We start from the raw sequence: 17,075 nt of genomic DNA, 5'->3' as shown, positions 1-17,075 counted from the left end.
GGCCGTGTAAGGAATTATCATGACTTCCGATATTAAAAATCTTGGCGACCTTATCGATCGTCAAAGCGATTTGCAACGTGACGCCATCATCGATTTACGTGACGAGGCCGCGCCGCGCACCTGGAGCCATCGGCAAATCGATTTGCTGGCGGGCGGCGTGGCGCGTTTTCTCACCGATCTCGGTTTGCCGCGCGGCAGCGCGGTGGGCATCGCCTCGCTGAACCGGGCCGAATATCTGGCGGCGTATTTCGGCATTATGCGCGCCGGTCTGGTGGCGGTGCCGCTGAATATCAAAGTGCCGACGGACACGCTGAGCTATCTGCTGGCGGATGCGCAGGTGCGGCTGGTGTTTGTCGACGATGCCCGTCACGCCATTTTGCGCCATGCCGATTTGCCCGCGCCGCTGGCGCTGGTTAACTTCGACGATCCGTCGGCGCAAGGGTTCGGGCGGCGGATCGTCCCGCAGGCGTTTGACAGCGTGACGCCGGCGCCCGGCGAGCTGGCGATGATGCTGTACACCTCCGGCTCCACCGGCCGTCCGAAAGGCGTGCCGCTGACCCATGAGGGACAGCTTTGGGCGCTGCGCGTCACCCGCAGCGGCGGCGTCGAGCCGGACGGCCCGCAGTCCCGCTACCTGCTGGCGCAGCCTTTGTTTCATATGAACGGCCTGTTCCTGGCCAAGCGGGTCTTCGCGGTGAATGGCCTGCTGGTGGTGTTGCCGTCGTTCGACGTGAAACGCTATGTGGATGCGCTTTCGCGTTACCGGATTAATATCGTCACGGCGGTACCCACCATGTTCGCCCGTCTGGTGGGCGACGGTCGGTTGCTGGCGGGACATGATTTTTCCGCGCTGAGCAAACTGATGCTGGGATCCGCGCCGATGTCGCTTTCGTTGCTGGAGCGCATTCAGGCCGCGTTTCCCAATGCGGCCATCACCCACGGTTACGGCACGACGGAGGCGGGGCCGGCGGTGTTCGGCCCCCATCCGGCAGGCATTCCCACGCCGCCGCTGGCGTTGGGCTATCCGCTGTCCGCCGGCGAGGTGAAGCTGGTGGATGGACCCACGGAAAACGACGGCGTGCTGTGTATGCGCAATCCGGCGGTCACGCCGGGCTATCACCGGCTGCCGGAAAAAAGCGCGCAGGTGTTGCATGACGGCTGGTATTACAGCGGCGATGTGATGCATCGCGATGAACAGGGATTCTATTATTTCACCGGCCGCGCGGACGATATGTTCGTCTGCTCGGGCGAAAATATTTTCCCGGTGGAGGTGGAGAAAACGCTCGAATCGCATCCGCTGGTGCGTCAGGCCGCCGTGGTGCCGCTGCCGGATGATGAGCGCGGCCAGATGCCGGTCGCGTTTGTGGTGCTGCATCCGGAGCATACTCTCTCATCCGAGGCGCTCAGGCAGCATGCGTTGCGTCATGGGCCGGCCTACCAGCATCCGCGGCGCATCGCCTTTGTCGATGAACTTCCCTGGGCGGGAACCAACAAGGTGGATCGCCATGCCTTGCTGCAACTGGCGCGCGAATTGGAAGCGCGCAACGGCTGGGCCGCGACGCGGCAGGCGGTGTGAAATGACGACCCTCAAGCCCAGAATCGCGCTGGTGACCGGTGCCAGCCGCGGAATCGGCCGGGCCATCGCGCTGGCGCTGGCCGCGCAAGGGGTGACGGTGGCGGCGCATTTTCGCCGCGGGCGGCGGGAAGCGGCGCAACTGGTGACGCAAATCGAGCAGGGCGGCGGCCGGGCATTCGCCATTTCCGCCGCGCTGGATGAGGCGGACGGCGCGTTTTCGCTCATCAGACAATTACAGACCGAGCTTATTCAACGCTATGGCGAAGCGCGGTTTGATATTTTAGTCAACAACGCCGGTCAGGGCGGGCGCGCGACGATCGCTGAAATTACCCCGGTGCAGCTCTCCGCCCTGTTGCAGGTTAATTTCATCTCGCCTTTTTTCCTGACCCAGCAGGCGATCCCCCTGCTGCGCGACGGCGGACGAATCATCAACATTTCTTCGATGGGAACCCGCGCCGCATTTGTGGATATGGCGGCCTATGCGCCGGCCAAAGCGGCGCTGGAAACGCTGAGCGTACTGCTGGCCGGCGAGCTGGGGAAACGGGGAATAACGGTGAACGCGGTATTGCCGGGGGCGACGGCCACCGAAATGAACCCCCGCGCCAGCGACCCGCAATCCGCCGCGCAGATCGCGCGCGGCGTGGCGCTGGGACGAGTCGGGCAACCGGAGGATATCGCCGCCGTGGTGGCCTTTCTGGCCAGCGAGGCGGGCGGCTGGGTCACCGGTCAGCGTATCGATGCCAGCGGCGGTCAGCGGTTGTAACCGGAAGATGCCGCGTTTGCCGCTGAGCGCCGGTTGTTAACCATGGCGCGGGTCTGAATTTATCTATTCCGTGGGCTTGAAGGTTTTATGGTCTGAGGCGTCACCGGCGCAACGCTAACAAAAATAGGCTCGCGGCATAGAAAATTTATTGAATATCCATTTTCGTCCGGCGCATATCGGCAATCGCCGGATGACGCCGCATAAAGCGCTTTGGCGGCATTGGCCGCGCCGCGATGCGCTCACGCCTTTCTTTAGTTGTATTTCGGCAATTGAAAGCAAATAAAAACATTTGCTTTCAGGAAGTAATAAGCCTATTTATGTAAATAACTTTTAGATATAAATCTCTGGCTTTAATAGGTAATCGGTTATGAATAATGTAGAAGTCAGTGAATCTATTTTTATTCAGCAAAATAATAGTCGTTGGGGTTTGGATAGCATCGTATCGGAATTAAGTCAGGCCAGAAATGAATGGCGGGATAATCATTCGGTCGGTGAATATCAGAATAAACGCCTGTTGCCTTCCAAAGAAAATCTTTCCGCCGTCGTCAATAATCTTCTGAAAATATTATATCCCATGCGTTTGGGCATCAGCTCGATAAGAAAAGAGAGCGAAGATTATTATGTCGGTTATTTATTGAGTAATACGCTCGACCGCTTAATGGAAGAGGCATATCTCGAATTACGCTACAGCGCCAATCTGGCGCGTCAGTCCGGTTCATCGCCGTCGCACGAGGACAGCGATGAGGCCAAAGCGATTCATCTCGTCAGACAGTTTTCGTCGCAATTGCCGTCCATCCGTCGGCAGTTGGATATCGATATTCTGGCCGCTTATCAGGGCGATCCCTCGGCCAAGAGCGTCGATGAAGTGCTGCTCTGCTATCCGGGCGTTTACGCGGTGATCCATTACCGGATCGCCCATCAGCTCTATCTTCTCGGATTGCCGCTGCTGGCGAGGATCGTCAGTGAAAAAGCCCACAGCGAAACCGGGATTGATATTCACCCCGGCGCGCAGATCGACGTGGGAATTTTTATCGACCACGGCACCGGCGTGGTGATCGGCGAAACCGCGATCATCGGCAAACGCGTGCGTATTTACCAGGCGGTGACGCTGGGGGCGAAGCGCTTTCTGGTGGATGATTCCGGCGTGCTGCAAAAGAGTTATCCCCGCCATCCGATTGTCGAGGATGACGTGGTTATCTACGCCGGCGCCACCTTGCTGGGGCGTATCACCATCGGCGCGAAATCGTCGATAGGCGGCAATGTGTGGGTAACCCGCGACGTGCCGCCCGGCAGTAATATTCGGCAGGCGTCGGTATTGCAAACCAAATATCAGGATGGCGATGGTATTTAATTCTATCTTAACGTTTTTTTTAAAACGTTATTTAAAGCAAGCCAGTAATAAACGAACGATAGCAACGATCGCAGTGGCTGAATAAATAATAATGAAATAACGGAAATAATCGAGATGACTCTTCTTGATCTGGTGGGAAATACCCCGTTGCTGGCGCTCAATCATTTACCCGGAAATACTTCAGGCGTGACTGTCTGGGGCAAGGCGGAGTTTATGAATCCGAGCGGTTCGGTAAAAGATCGGGCGGCGAAAGCCATGGTGCTGGACGGCCTCGCCAGCGGCAAATTGACCAGCGAAACAACGCTGGTCGACGCCACCAGCGGGAATACCGGCATTGCCTACGCCATGCTGGGCGCGGTGCTCGGTTTTAAGGTCAAACTTTTTATGCCGCAGAATACCAGCGCCGAGCGCAAACGAATTATCCGCAGCTTTGGCGCGGAGATTGTGGAGACCGATTCGCTGGAAGGATCCGACGGCGCCTATCTGGCGGTGCAAGCGCTGGTGGAGGCCGATGACGGGACGTATTTCTATCCGGATCAATACAACAACAGTCTTAATCCGTTGATTCATTACACCACCACCGGCCAGGAGATCTGGCGGCAGAGCGAGCAGCGCGTCACCCACTTTGTTGCCAGCGTGGGTACCTCCGGCAGCTTTATCGGCTGTTCCCGCCGCTTAAAGCAGGAAAATTCCGCGATTAAATCATTTATGGTGCAGCCCGCCTCGCCGTTTCACGGCATTGAGGGGACCAAACATATGGCGAGCAGCATCAAGCCGGGCATTTTGGATGAAAGCCTGCCGGATGGCGTAATTACCGTCACCACCGAGGAAGCCTACGCCACCTCCCGGCTGCTGGCCCGGCGTGAAGGACTGTTCGTCGGGATATCGTCCGGAGCGAACGTGGCGGCCGCGTTGAAACTCGCCGCCACGCTGCCGGCGGGTTCCTCGGTGGTGACGCTGCTGTGCGATACCGGTTCGCGTTATCTGTCGGACACTTTTTGGGACGAAGAATCATGATCAAGCTAACGAAAGACATCGAGCAGAAAATCCGACGCGAGGGTGAGAGAACCTATCCCAACGAATGTTGCGGCGTGCTGCTGGGCGCCAGCGATACGCAGGGCGACACCATCGTGGCGCAGATTTTGCCGATAGACAACGCCCGTGAGGAAGATGAGCAGTATCACCGGTTCGTCATCACCTCGGATGATTTCCTGTGGGCGGAGCGTATCGCCAGACGCGAGGCGCTGGATGTGGTCGGTTTTTACCACTCGCACCCGGATCATCCCGCGCTGCCGTCGGAGTATGACCGCGCGCACGCATTGCCGTTTTATTCCTACATCATCGTTGCGGTCGCCGCCCGCGAGGCGGGGGCGTTTACCAGTTGGCGGCTCTCGCCCGCGAGCAAACAATTCGAGCAGGAAAACGTCGACGTCATTTGACCGTAACCCAATCAACGCAAGATTTAAGGAGTATACCTATGTCCGTCACCTTACTGATTCCGACAGCGCTGCGCGCTTTTACCGATGGTCAGTCAAAAATTCAGCTGGAGGGCGATACCGTCGGCCAGTTAATCGAAGCGCTGGCGGATCGCTACCCCGATATCCGTCAGCATTTATACGAAGCGGATGGCGCATTGCGTTCGTTTATCAATCTGTACGTGAATGACAGCAATATCAAAAACACCGGCGGGTTGGCTACGCCGGTGAGCGCAGGCAATGAGGTTATTTTAGTGCCGGCCATCGCCGGTGGAACAAAGGACTAAACGGCATGCAACTCGCAAGTATTATTCCTGATGAGCGGCTGGTGGAATTATCCAATGCGGAAATAGCCCGTTACAGTCGCCATCTGTTATTGCCCGAAATCGGCCTTGAAGGACAACAGCGCATCAAAAGCGCCCGCGTGCTGCTGGTGGGAACGGGCGGCCTGGGCGCGCCGCTGGGGTTATATCTGGCCGCCGCCGGGGTCGGCACCATCGGTCTGGTGGACTTCGATTTTGTCGAAGTGTCGAATTTACAGCGCCAGATTATTCACGGCACCAAAGACATTAATCGTCCTAAAGTGGCATCGGCCAAAGATCGGATCAAATCCATCAACCCGGATTGCCATGTCGTGACCTACAACACACAACTCAACAGCAAGAATGCGCAGGATATCATTCGGGAATATGATGTGGTCGCTGACGGCACCGACAATTATCCCACGCGTTATTTGATTAACGATGCTTGTGTATTGCTGGGCAAACCCAGCGTATACGGCTCGATATTTCAGTTCGAAGGTCAGGCGAGCGTCTTTTACGCTAAAGAAGGCCCGTGCTACCGCTGCCTGTATCCGGCGCCGCCGCCGCCCGGACTGGTGCCATCCTGCGCGGAAGGCGGCGTGGTCGGCGTGCTGCCGGGCATTATCGGCACCATTCAGGCGGCGGAGGTCATCAAACTGATCGTCGGCGGCGCGGATAGCCTGGTCGGGCGGTTGTTGCTGTTCGATGCGTGGCAGATGTCCCAGCGCGAATTAAAGCTGGAAAAAGATCCCGGCTGCCCGATCTGCGGTCAGCATCCGCACATTACAGAGTTAATTGATTACGAAGAGTTCTGCGGCCTTAAACCCGCAGAGGACGAGATTCCGGTGGAAAGCATCAGCGCCGCGGAGTTGAAGGCGCGGCTGGACGCCGGTGAGCCGCTGCAACTCATTGATATTCGCGAGCCCCATGAGCGGGCAATCGTCAAATTCCCCGGCGCGAAGGTGGTGCCGTTAGGTCAGATCGCCCGCCGCATCGATGAGTTCGATCCGGCCGTCGATGCGGTATTTCTCTGCAAGATAGGTCAGCGCAGTATTTTCGCCATTCGGGCGCTCCAGCAGGCGGGCTACCAGGGCAAGCTGCTGAACCTGAAAGATGGCGTCAATGCCTGGGCCAGAGAAGTGGATACCAGCTTGCCGCAATATTGAAAGCGCTTTATTCGTGTACCAATCAAAATGTGTTCTGGATAATTTAAGGAATAATCATGGCAGATAAAAAACCAGTAATTAATGCGCTTGGGCGTGATGCGGCTTATCAGTTGGCCAACGTAACCAAAACGGCGCCGCAGTTCGGCGCGATTACGCCGCGTTGGGTTACCCGCTTTCTGGAGTCTAAAGGGCTGGAGGCCGGGATATACCGGGTGAATAAAGTGGTGGAGGGCGACACGCCGCTGGATGTGCTGTGCAGTCAGGATCCTTCGCAGGTCGAGATTCCTCAGGGTTATATCGAGTATGAAACCCGTCCGCGCGAGTATCAGCTCGACTCCATCGCCACCATCGTTAACATCGATACCAAAATCGCCGACGTTTACAGTTCGCCTTTCGATCAGGCCAGCGAGCAGATCGCGCTGGCGATTGAGAGTCTGCGGGAGCGTCAGGAAAGCCAGCTAATCAACAACGACGATTACGGTTTATTGAAGAACATCGCGGATTCTCAACGCATTCAGACGCGCAACGGACGGCCGACGCCGGACGATCTCGATGAGTTGCTGAGCAAAGTGTGGAAAGAACCGTCGTTTTTCCTGGCGCATCCGCGCGCCATCGCCGCCTTCCAGCGCGAGGCGACGCGCCGCGGCGTGCCGCCGGTAACGGCGACGATTAACGGCGGCGTATTTATTTTGTGGCGCGGCATTCCGCTGATCCCGAGCGATAAGCTGTTCGTCGACGGGTTGAAAAATCCGAAAGGACAGGGCGGGAAAACCAATATTTTGCTGATTCGCTCCGGCGAAGCGAAGCGCGGGGTGCTGAGCCTGTACCAGTCCGGTCTGCCCAATGAGCAATCTCGGGGATTATCCGTCCGCTTCCGCGGCATCGACGACAACGGCGTCGCTTCTTATCTGCTTTCACTCTATTGCTCGGCCGCCATTCTGGCCGATGATGCCATCGCGGTATTAGAAGATGTTGAAGTGGGTGAGTACTATGACTACGAATAAATCGCGGCTTCCTTTTGAGCCGGGGGCGTCGTTTTCGGGCTATCAGTCCGACGGCCTGTCGGCGCATGATTACGGCTTGCCGGACGAAAGCGATCTGCATGCGCTGCTATCCGGCCATTTTCCTGACGCGACGGGAGGACAGGCGGCGCCCTACGCGCCACGGGTCGTGCCGTTGGGACACCATGACCAGGCCGCGCCGTCGCCGGTTAATGGCTACCCGTCGCTGCATGCCCGGACGCCGGATCCGGCGCCGTTATCGCGGGTCGGATCGGTGCCTGTGGATCAGATTCGCGCCGATTTCCCGATTCTGTCCGAACGGGTGGAGGGACACCCGCTGGTCTGGCTGGACAACGCCGCCACCACCCATCGGCCAAAGCAGGTTATCGAGCGTATCAGCTACTACTATGAGCATGAAAACTCGAATATCCACCGTGCGGCGCACACGCTGGCCGCCCGTTCGACCGATGCCTATGAAGCCGCGCGCGATAAGGTCGCGCGTTTTATCGGCGCGCCCAGTCAGGACAATATCGTTTTCGTCCGCGGCACCACCGAGGGACTGAACCTCATTGCGCACAGTTACGTAAAACCGCTGCTGCAACCCGGCGATGAAATTATCCTTACCCTGCTGGAGCATCATGCGAATATCGTACCGTGGCAGTTGATTGCCCAGGAGACCGGCGCGGTTATCCGCGTGGCGCCGGTGGATGAGCACGGGCAGTTGATCCTGTCCGAATACATCAAGCTGTTTAACCGGAAAACCCGTTTCGTTTCGGCGACGCATGTTTCCAACGCGCTGGGAACCATCACGCCGGTGCAGGAACTGGTGAGTATCGCGCACAGTTTTGGCGTACGGATCGCCATTGACGGCGCGCAGTCCATTTCGCATATTCCGGTCAATGTCAGTGCGCTGGATGCGGATTTCTTCGTCTTTTCCGGCCATAAGGTGTTCGCGCCGACCGGCATCGGCGTGGTGTACGGCAAGTCGGAGGCGCTGGAGCAGGCGCGGCCCTATCAGGGCGGCGGCAATATGATTGCGGACGTGACGTTTGAACTGACGCAATACCAGAAGGCGCCGCACAAGTTTGAAGCGGGTACCGGCAATATCGCCGACGCGGTCGGTCTGGGGGCGGCGATTGATTATGTCACGGCGTTGGGTATTGAGAATATCGCCGCCTACGAGCATGCGCTGCTGGAATACGGCATTCAAAAGCTGTCGCAGATCCCCGGTCTACGTCTGATCGGCACCGCGCCGCAGAAGACCAGCGTGCTGTCGTTCGTGCTCGACCATCATGCCAATGAGGACGTCGGTCGTTATCTCAGCCAGTCAGGGATTGCGGTGCGCGCCGGACACCACTGCGCGCAGCCCATTTTGCGTCATTACGGCTATGAAGGCACGGTACGGCCTTCCATCGCGTTTTATAACACGCCGCAGGAGATCGATTTGCTGGCGGAAAAAATAGCGCGGTTGGCCGACGGGGCGGCATCCGCTTTTCGTTGATCGCCGGGTTTTGTTTTGCCGACGCCGATCAAGCGGGCTGGACGGAGCAAGCGCGGAGGGCGTTCTTCCGCGTTTCCCCGCCGGGGGCGGCCGGGCCGTCATTATAGGTTTTGTCGGCGCGCCATGTTAATTCGCGTTATCCGTCTCACGCATAATCAAAGCATAAATAATTACTTTGTTTTTTTTGGCTATGCGCTTATACCCTAAATAGTTCGAGTTGCAGGAAGGCGGCAAGGAAAGGACGAATTCGTCGGGAACGAATTTGATCAGCCAACGGCTGGCCTTCGGTGAGAGACAGGAAGTCTCTCATTTAATCCCGATGAGTTTACACAGGTAAGTGATTCAGGTGACTGAACGCAGCCAACGCACATGCAGCTTGAAGTATGACGGATATCACTGAGAGGGAATAAACCGAACGATAGCGAGGCAAGGAGAAAAAATATGACGAACTGGTTGGCAAATATATCGGATGCGCTGCGTTGCCGGATTGACCAATTAATAACGCCGCCGCTTATCGTATCGGCGGCGGACGAATCGGGAATATCGGAAGTCATTCTCTCTATGGGATATATCTATGGCATCGAAACAGGTAACGTCTATCTGGTATCAAATCGAACGGAATAGCCATTACCGTCGATTGATTCGCCAGAGCTACTGGAATGAGCTGTGCCCGGCTAATGCAGCGACCGGGCAATAACACGCCGGCTGACAAAAGGATGCATACGGCAATTTAAAAACAGCAGGGATAGCGGGCGCGATCCTCACGCGTACGGAAATATTCAGGTCAGGATAATTTATCTCATCCGCCTCTGGAAATAATCAAACGGTCACTTCATGAATCGCTGTCGAAATTAATCAACAACATCATCATTTTTCACTGCTGAAAATAATTAAATATTCGATCGTAACCATTGCGTTCGAATGCTAACCCTATTCATTAAAAGGTTATTAGCAATACGTATTGCGCTAATGAGGAAATATATGAAAAGCATCAACATGAAAATACTGGCTAAAGGATATGCGGCTGCATTGCTGGCGTTGGCGCTGACGGCTCAGGCGGCCGATGTGGTGAAAATAGGCTCGACGGCCGGGGCGACCTCCGATGCCGTCCTGGCCGTCGTCGATGAGGCGAAAGCGCAGGGCATCGACGTGCAACTGGTGGAATTTACCGACTGGACGCTGCCGAATGAAGCGCTGAATAACGGCGACATCGATCTGAACTTTTTCCAGCATGAGCCGTTCCTGCAAAACGCCATCAAAGAACGGGGTTACAAGTTACAGAATATCGGTTTCGGGCTGCTTCAGAATATCGGTATCTACTCGAACAAGATAACCGACCTGAAAGCGGTGCCGGAACGCGCCAAAGTCGGCGTACCCAACGACCCGGTGAATCAGGGGCGGGGTCTGCTGCTGTTGCAGAAGGCCGGACTTATCAAGCTGCGCAACGGCGACGCCACCGACGCCACGCTGAACGATATCAGCGAGAACCCGAAAAACCTGCAATTTTTCGAGATTGAAGGGCCGCAGTTGATTCGTTCATTGCAGGATCTGGATCTGTCCGTGGTTTGGCCCTCTTACTTCTTTAACGCCGGTACGCCAAAGAAAGCGAGCGAGGCGTTACTCTATTCCGGCGTAAGCGATAGCTACTACGCGATGAGCTTCACCGCGCGCAGCGATCGCGCCAACGATCCGGTATTGAAAAAGTTTGTCGCCATCTATCAAAACTCGCCGGCGGTACGCGAAACCATCGCCAAACGCTTCAATAATGATCCTAATCTGTACGCGTTGCCGTGGCTGAAGGACGGAAAAGCGCAATGAGGCAGGCGACATCGGTATTGAAAGTGGCGTCGGCCTTTTTGCAAACGCAGGCGGGCGAACGGCCCGCCGATGCGCCGTTCTCCGCGGCGCAGACCGGCAATCGCGGCGCGGGTTCGGTGACGTTTGAGCATATCTCCAGAATTTACCCCTCGGCGCATGCGCCGGTTCATGCGTTGCAGGACATCAGCCTGACGATCCCGGCGGGCTGTATTTTCGGCATTATCGGCCGCAGCGGGGCGGGGAAATCCACCCTGCTGCGCACCATCAACCGTCTGGATAAGCCGACGAGCGGCAGAGTGCTGGTCGATGGCGTGGATATCGGCGAACTGAGCGAGTCCGAGCTGGTCGGTTTGCGCCGTCGGGTCGGCATGATTTTTCAGCACTTCAATCTGCTGTCGGCCAAGACGGTATGGCAGAATATCGCGCTGCCGTTGAAGGTGTCGGGCGTGGCGAAGGATGAAATCGCGCGGCGCGTCGGCGAACTTTTGGCGCTGGTGGGGCTACAGGATAAGCAGGATAGCTATCCGGGCCGACTCTCCGGCGGGCAGAAACAGCGTGTCGGCATCGCCAGAGCGTTGGCTACCTCGCCGGAGATTCTGCTGTGCGACGAAGCCACCTCGGCGCTGGATCCGGAAACGACGCAATCCATCCTGCAATTGCTGCGTGATATCAACCGGCGGCTGGGCATCACCATTATTCTGATCACCCATGAAATGAGCGTTATCCGCGCCATCGCCGATCGGGTGCTGGTGCTGGAGCAGGGACGCATCGCGGAAGCGGGCGACGTGTGGCAGGTTTTCGGCTCGCCGCGGCACGAAGCGACGCGGGCGCTGCTGGCGCCGTTGCAGCAGGGTTTGCCGGATGATTTGCAATATCGCCTGCAATCCCTTCCGCCGGCGGACGGCGTGGCCTGCGAGCGCATCCTGCTGCTGTCCTATACCGGCGAAGGCGGGCTGGAGCCGGATTGTTCCCGTATCGCTCAGGCGTTGCAGACGTCGGTTCGTCTGATACACGGCGGCATGGACCGCATACAGGGACACGCGCACGGCCGACTGCTGTTGGCGATGCCCGCCGATGCGGCGCTGCCTGATTTAACCATGCTTACGCAAGGCCCGCAGGCCGTTGCGCATCAGATCGAGGTGATTGGCTATGTCCCTGTCGCTCACTATTCCGTTTGACCGGTATACGCAGGCGTTTTTCGATACCTTGACCATGGTCGGCGTTTCCGGATTTATCGCCTTTCTGGCCGGCATCCCGCTGGCGGTGCTGCTGATCGTCACCGTTCCCGGCGGTTTTCTTGAGTCTCCCCGTTTCAACCGCATCGTCGGCGGCATTATCAACGGGTTTCGCGCCACCCCGTTTATCGTGCTGCTGGTGGCGCTGATTCCGTTTACCCGCTGGGTGGCCGGCACCACCATCGGCGTTTGGGCGGCTATCGTGCCGATGGCGATCAGCGCGACGCCGTTTTTCGCGCGCATTGTCGAGGTCAATCTGCGTGAGGTCGATCCCGGTTTGGTGGAGGCCGCGCAGGCGATGGGCTGCAAGAAGTGGGACATCGTGTGGCATGTTTATCTGTCCGAGGCGCTGCCGGGGATTGTCGGCGGTTTAACCATCACGCTGGTGGCGTTGATCAGTTCATCGGCGATGGCGGGCGCCGTCGGCGCGGGCGGGCTGGGCGATCTGGCGATCCGCTACGGTTACCAGCGTTTTGATACGCAGGTGATGGTTATCGTCATCGCCATGCTGATCGCCATGGTTACCGTGGTGCAACTTACCGGCGACCGCTACGCGCGGCGGCTCAGAAATCGCTGAACCCTCTATTCCCGCGGCCCACAACCCTGTCATCCCCGCGGTAGTAGGCGGGGATCGGTTGCTGAAACCGCAAACTGCCATTGACTGATTCCCGCCTGCGCGGGAATGACGGAGGGGGGGCGTAAGTGGTGGTCTGCACTCTTGCCATTCACATCTACGCTTTCGTCATCCCCGCGGCCCACAACCCTGTCATCCCCACGGCTCACAATCCTGCCATCCCGCGGCTAACAACCCTGTCATCCCCGCGGCCCACAACCCTGTCATCCCCGCGGTAGTAGGCGGGGATCGGTTCCTGAAACCGTATGCAGCCATTGACTGATTCCCGCCTGCGCGGGAATGACGGAGGGGCGTAAGTGGTGGTCTGCACTCTTGCCATCCACATCTACGCTTTCGTCATCCCCGCGGCTCACAACCCCGACATCCCGCTGCTCACAATCCTGCCATCCCGCGGCTCACAACCTCGTCATCCCCGCGGCCCACAACCCCGTCATCCCCGCGGTAGTAGGCGGGGATCGGTTGCTGAAACCGCAAACTGCCATTGACTGATTCCCGCCTGCGCGGGAATGACGGAGGAGGACGTAAGTGGTGGTCTGCACTCTTGCCATTCACATCTACGCTTTCGTCATCCCCGCAGCTCACAACCCTGCCATCCCGCGGCTCACAACCCTGTCACCCCCGCGGCTCACAGCCTCGTCATCCCCGCGGTAGTAGGCGGGGATCGGTTGCTGAAACCGTAGCAGCCATTGACTGATTCCCGCCTGCGCGGGAATGACGGAGGGGGGCGCGCCTATCAGCGCTGCATACCCCAGCGCTTAATGGTGATGCGCTCAATCGTGGCGAAAATCAGCGTCTCAACCAGCAAACCGATAATGATCACCGATGCCAGACCGGCGAAAACCCGATCGGTATACAGCTCGTTACGGTTCTGGAAAATATACCAGCCCAGCCCTCCCTGACCGCTCGACGCGCCGAATACCAGTTCGGCGGCGATCAGGGTGCGCCAGGCAAAGGCCCAGCCGATCTTCAACCCGGACAGAATCGACGGCAGCGCCGCCGGTATCAGGATATGCCACACGTAACGCAGTCCGCTCAGGCCATAGTTGCGGCCGGTCATGCGCAGCGTATCGGACACGCCGAGGAAACCGGAATAAGTATTGAGCGCCATCGGCCACAGCACGGAATGAATCAGCACGAAGATCAGGCTATTGGTGCCAAGGCCGAACCAGAGCAGCGCCAGCGGCAGCAGCGCGATGGCCGGCAGCGGATTCAGCATGGAGGTCAGGGTGGAAAGCAGATCGCGTCCCAGCCGGGTGGAGACGGCCAGCGCGCTAAGCGCCAGCGCCAGCGCGGTGCCGATGACATAGCCTTTAATCAGCGTGCCGAGGGAAATGGCGATTTTCGCCGGCAGTTCGCCGCTGCGCATATCGTCGATAAACGCCGCCGCCGCCTGGGTGAAAGAGGGCAGCAGCAAATCATTGTCTTGCCAGCGCGCCGCCAGCTCCCATAACAGCGCCAGCAGGATCAGCAGCACGGTTTTGCGTATCGCGCTGATATTCCACAGGCGGTTGATCAGCGGCAGCGGCTGGACGACTTTAGCATCGGACAGCGGAGCCAGATCTCTCAGATACTCCGGTCGAACAGGTGGAAGTTGACTCATGGTAAAACCTTTTTCAGTATGACAAAGCGAAAGGATCAACCGGTATGTTGACCCGCCAGCGAGCGATGCGGCTCAGCGTCCGGAACCGCGGCGACCGGCTCCGCCGGCTGGCCGGTTGGAAACAGCAAATCGTGGATCCGCCGCGCCGCGGCCTGAAACTCGCTGCCGCCCTCATCGTTATGGGCGAATTGATGACTGTTGAGTTCGGCGCGCACCCGTCCCGGATGCGGCGAAAGCAGCAGGATCCGGTTGCCGACCACCAGCGCCTCTTCGATGGAGTGGGTGACGAACAGCAGGGTAAAGCGTACTTCCTCCCACAATTCCAGCAACTCTTGCTGCATTTTGCGACGGGTCAACGCATCCAGCGCGGCGAAGGGTTCATCCATCAGCAGCACTTTGGGCTTCATCGCCAGCGCGCGAGCGATCGCCACGCGCTGCTTCATCCCGCCGGACAGCGTATGCGGCCAGGCATGGGCGAAATCCGCCAGACCGACCTTTTCCAGATAATACATCGCCTGATCCCGCGCTTCGGCGGCGGACAGCTTGCCGGTGACCCGCAGCGGGAACTGGGTGTTTTCCAGTACGGTTTTCCACGGCGGAAGCTGGTCGAACTCCTGAAAAACCATCATCCGCTCCGGGCCGGGTTTGGTGATTTCTTTCCCTTCCAACAGGATACGGCCGCTGACCGGCGGCAGAAATCCGCCCGCGGCTTTCAGCAGGCTGGATTTGCCGCAGCCCGAAGGGCCGAGCAGGATAAAGCGCTCGGCGGGAAAAATATCGAAACTCACCTCGTCGGTGGCGCGTACCCGGCGTTCGCGCGTGGCGTATTCCAGGCTGACCGCTTCCACCTGTAGTAAAGGCGTGGCCGGCTGTGGCGACGCGCCGGCGGTTTGCAATGACTGAAAAGGCATGATTCTCCCCTCTCGTTGTGTGCTAAAAGCCAGCGTGGCTGACGGACAACCCCGATAGGGGCCGTTCGCCGTCACATCTGGCAGGTGTATTCCGTCGGATCGATGGCGGCATCGATCACCGTGAACTGCCGGCCGGCGACGGCTTCACGCAGGGCCTGACGGAACTCGTCGATGTTATGCGCCCGAATGCCGCGCGCGCCCATCCCTTGCGCGACCAGGGCGAAATCCGTCTCGCGGAAACGCACGCCGCGCTCGTCCAGCCCGCTCTTCGACTGCTTGAGGCGAATCAGCGATAGCGCCGCGTCGTTAAGCACTATCACCACCAGCGGCAGCGCCAGGTCGCGCGCGACCGTCAGTTCACCCAGCGTCATCAGCAGACCGCCGTCGCCGGTCACGGCGATGACCGGCCGCCGCGGATAGAGCAATTGCGCGGCGATGGCGGCCGGCAGGCTGTAACCCATGCAGCCAAATCCGTTTGATTGCAGCAACTGTCGGGGGCGGCGACAGCGAATGACGTGATTGGCTAGAATCCGATGCGCGCCGACGTCCAGCGTGACCAGCCATTCCGCCGTCATTTGGCGATCAAGCTCGGCGAACAGCGCCGCCGGGCTGATATCCCGATGCGCCGGGGGCGGGGATACCAGCGGCGCGAGACGGGCGCGGTGGCGCTGGCAGTCGGCCCGTCGCGCCGGCGGCTCGCTGTTCCAGCGCTGCTGCAAACGTTGCAGGTTGCCGTGCAGATTGCCGTAGTACGCGCGGCCCGCCGGAAATATCCGCTGATTCAGCGCCGCCCAGTCCAGCGTGATCGCCGTTTTCCCGGCCGGCCAGGCATCCAGCCAGGCGCTGCGCAGTTCAATCGGATCGAAGCCTATCAGCACCAGCAGGTCGGCCGCGTCGACGGCCTCGCGCTGGATGGCGTCTATCACCGGACTAAGCCCCAGCGCGCCGAGGCTGTTGGGGTGATATTCGCTGACGATGCCCTTGGCCTTATAGGTGGTGAGAAACGGCAGTCCGCTGGCCTGAATAAAGTCGCTGACCGTTTGCGGCTGCGGCCCGAACAAGGCTCCCTGTCCAATCAACGCCAGCGGGCGTTCGGCCCCGCGCAGCATGCTGACGATCTGCGTTTGCTCATCCTGCGACAGATAGCCGCCGGCGTGACGGCTTTGCGGGCTAAACGCCGGTTCCGCGCTGGGGGCGCGGCTTACGTCCGCCGCGACATCAAGGAAAACCGGACCCGGCGGATAGCCGGTGGCGATATCCAGCGCTCTGGCGGTCTGCTGCGCCGAACGCGCCGGATTGAGCGTGTCCGCATACAGGGTAACGGGCCGCATCAAGGCGGTCTGATCGATGATCTGGTGGCTGTAAATACCGGCCAGATCCCGTTCGACGCTGCCGGCGAGCACCAACAGCGCGCTGCGATCTTGCAAGGCGCCGGCAATGCCCGAAACCATATTCGCCAGACCCGGCCCCAGCGCCGGCAGCACGACGCCGGGCGCGCCGGTAAGCTGATAGACCGCGTCGGCCATAAATGCGCAGGAGGGCTCCGAGCGGGCCAGAACATAACGGATGTCCTGTTCCTCGCAGGCGCGCATCAGTTCCAGCACGTCATTACCCGGAATACCGAAGACGAAGCGCGCCCCGAAGTTGACCAGCGTCTCGGCGACGGCGTCCGCCACCTTGCGGGCGGCGGCGTCTGCCGGCCTGGCGGACGTCACGACATCGGCGCCGGAAGCCAGCGTCAT

Annotated in this window: 16 protein-coding genes; 13 read left to right on the top strand and 3 right to left on the bottom strand. The window is 59.0% G+C overall.

Annotated elements, in window-relative coordinates; translation table 11 throughout:
* Window positions 1–19 precede the first annotated feature (19 nt).
* The 13 genes from ABRZ26_RS04335 to ABRZ26_RS04275 all read left to right on the top strand — a co-directional run bounded on the left by ABRZ26_RS04335 (window position 20) and on the right by ABRZ26_RS04275 (window position 12,765).
* Window positions 20–1,576 (top strand): class I adenylate-forming enzyme family protein, encoded by a 1,557-nt coding sequence (locus ABRZ26_RS04335; protein WP_319603037.1) that lies wholly within the window; start codon window positions 20–22, stop codon window positions 1,574–1,576.
* 1 nt (window position 1,577) lies between these two features.
* Window positions 1,578–2,339 carry an SDR family oxidoreductase gene (locus tag ABRZ26_RS04330; protein ID WP_319603036.1) on the top strand — a complete coding sequence of 254 codons (762 nt, stop codon included), beginning with the start codon at window positions 1,578–1,580 and terminating at the stop codon, window positions 2,337–2,339.
* Between the two features lie 367 nt (window positions 2,340–2,706).
* Complete coding sequence (epsC, locus tag ABRZ26_RS04325) at window positions 2,707–3,690, top strand: serine O-acetyltransferase EpsC (protein WP_319603035.1); 984 nt, start codon at window positions 2,707–2,709, stop codon at window positions 3,688–3,690.
* 114 nt (window positions 3,691–3,804) lie between these two features.
* Window positions 3,805–4,707, top strand: coding sequence for a PLP-dependent cysteine synthase family protein (locus ABRZ26_RS04320; protein WP_319603034.1), 903 nt, complete (start codon window positions 3,805–3,807; stop codon window positions 4,705–4,707).
* Complete coding sequence (locus ABRZ26_RS04315) at window positions 4,704–5,129, top strand: M67 family metallopeptidase (RefSeq protein WP_319603033.1); 426 nt, start codon at window positions 4,704–4,706, stop codon at window positions 5,127–5,129. Before ABRZ26_RS04320 ends, ABRZ26_RS04315 begins: the two co-directional genes overlap by 4 nt.
* A gap of 38 nt (window positions 5,130–5,167) precedes the next feature.
* The gene (locus tag ABRZ26_RS04310) at window positions 5,168–5,452 is read left to right on the top strand and encodes a ubiquitin-like small modifier protein 1 (RefSeq protein ID WP_319603032.1); all 285 of its coding nucleotides are present in this window, start codon (window positions 5,168–5,170) and stop codon (window positions 5,450–5,452) included.
* A gap of 5 nt (window positions 5,453–5,457) precedes the next feature.
* Entirely contained in the window at window positions 5,458–6,633 is a 1,176-nt protein-coding gene (moeB, locus tag ABRZ26_RS04305) for a molybdopterin-synthase adenylyltransferase MoeB (protein WP_319603031.1), read from the top strand.
* 56 nt (window positions 6,634–6,689) lie between these two features.
* Window positions 6,690–7,637 carry a family 2A encapsulin nanocompartment shell protein gene (locus ABRZ26_RS04300; RefSeq protein WP_319603030.1) on the top strand — a complete coding sequence of 316 codons (948 nt, stop codon included), beginning with the start codon at window positions 6,690–6,692 and terminating at the stop codon, window positions 7,635–7,637.
* Window positions 7,624–9,135, top strand: coding sequence for a SufS family cysteine desulfurase (locus tag ABRZ26_RS04295; RefSeq protein WP_319603029.1), 1,512 nt, complete (start codon window positions 7,624–7,626; stop codon window positions 9,133–9,135). The genes ABRZ26_RS04300 and ABRZ26_RS04295 overlap by 14 nt, the downstream gene beginning before the upstream one ends.
* Before the next feature lie 441 nt (window positions 9,136–9,576).
* Window positions 9,577–9,759 carry a hypothetical protein gene (locus ABRZ26_RS04290; protein WP_319603028.1) on the top strand — a complete coding sequence of 61 codons (183 nt, stop codon included), beginning with the start codon at window positions 9,577–9,579 and terminating at the stop codon, window positions 9,757–9,759.
* A 357-nt stretch (window positions 9,760–10,116) separates the two neighbouring features.
* Window positions 10,117–10,953 (top strand): MetQ/NlpA family ABC transporter substrate-binding protein, encoded by an 837-nt coding sequence (locus ABRZ26_RS04285; protein WP_319603027.1) that lies wholly within the window; start codon window positions 10,117–10,119, stop codon window positions 10,951–10,953.
* A complete protein-coding gene (locus ABRZ26_RS04280; protein WP_319603026.1) occupies window positions 10,950–12,131 on the top strand; it encodes a methionine ABC transporter ATP-binding protein in 1,182 nt (393 codons plus the stop codon). The genes ABRZ26_RS04285 and ABRZ26_RS04280 overlap by 4 nt, the downstream gene beginning before the upstream one ends.
* Window positions 12,103–12,765, top strand: a complete 663-nt coding sequence (locus ABRZ26_RS04275; RefSeq protein ID WP_319603025.1) for a methionine ABC transporter permease — start codon at window positions 12,103–12,105, stop codon at window positions 12,763–12,765. The genes ABRZ26_RS04280 and ABRZ26_RS04275 overlap by 29 nt, the downstream gene beginning before the upstream one ends.
* 790 nt (window positions 12,766–13,555) lie before the next feature.
* Here ABRZ26_RS04275 and ABRZ26_RS04270 read toward each other — a convergent pair.
* The 3 genes from ABRZ26_RS04270 to ABRZ26_RS04260 all read right to left on the bottom strand — a co-directional run bounded on the left by ABRZ26_RS04270 (window position 13,556) and on the right by ABRZ26_RS04260 (window position 17,075).
* Window positions 13,556–14,422, bottom strand: coding sequence for an ABC transporter permease (locus ABRZ26_RS04270; protein WP_319603024.1), 867 nt, complete (start codon window positions 14,420–14,422; stop codon window positions 13,556–13,558).
* A 35-nt stretch (window positions 14,423–14,457) separates the two neighbouring features.
* Entirely contained in the window at window positions 14,458–15,333 is an 876-nt protein-coding gene (locus ABRZ26_RS04265) for an ABC transporter ATP-binding protein (RefSeq protein WP_319603023.1), read from the bottom strand.
* A 71-nt stretch (window positions 15,334–15,404) separates the two neighbouring features.
* Window positions 15,405–17,075, bottom strand: coding sequence for a thiamine pyrophosphate-binding protein (locus ABRZ26_RS04260; RefSeq protein ID WP_319603022.1), 1,671 nt, complete (start codon window positions 17,073–17,075; stop codon window positions 15,405–15,407).

Origin of the sequence: Brenneria sp. L4-2C (assembly GCF_040240335.1) — a bacterium.
In the GTDB taxonomy this organism is placed as follows: domain Bacteria; phylum Pseudomonadota; class Gammaproteobacteria; order Enterobacterales; family Enterobacteriaceae; genus Brenneria.
Note: the sequence above shows the minus strand (reverse complement) of the source record. Positions and strands in the feature narration are given on the sequence as shown.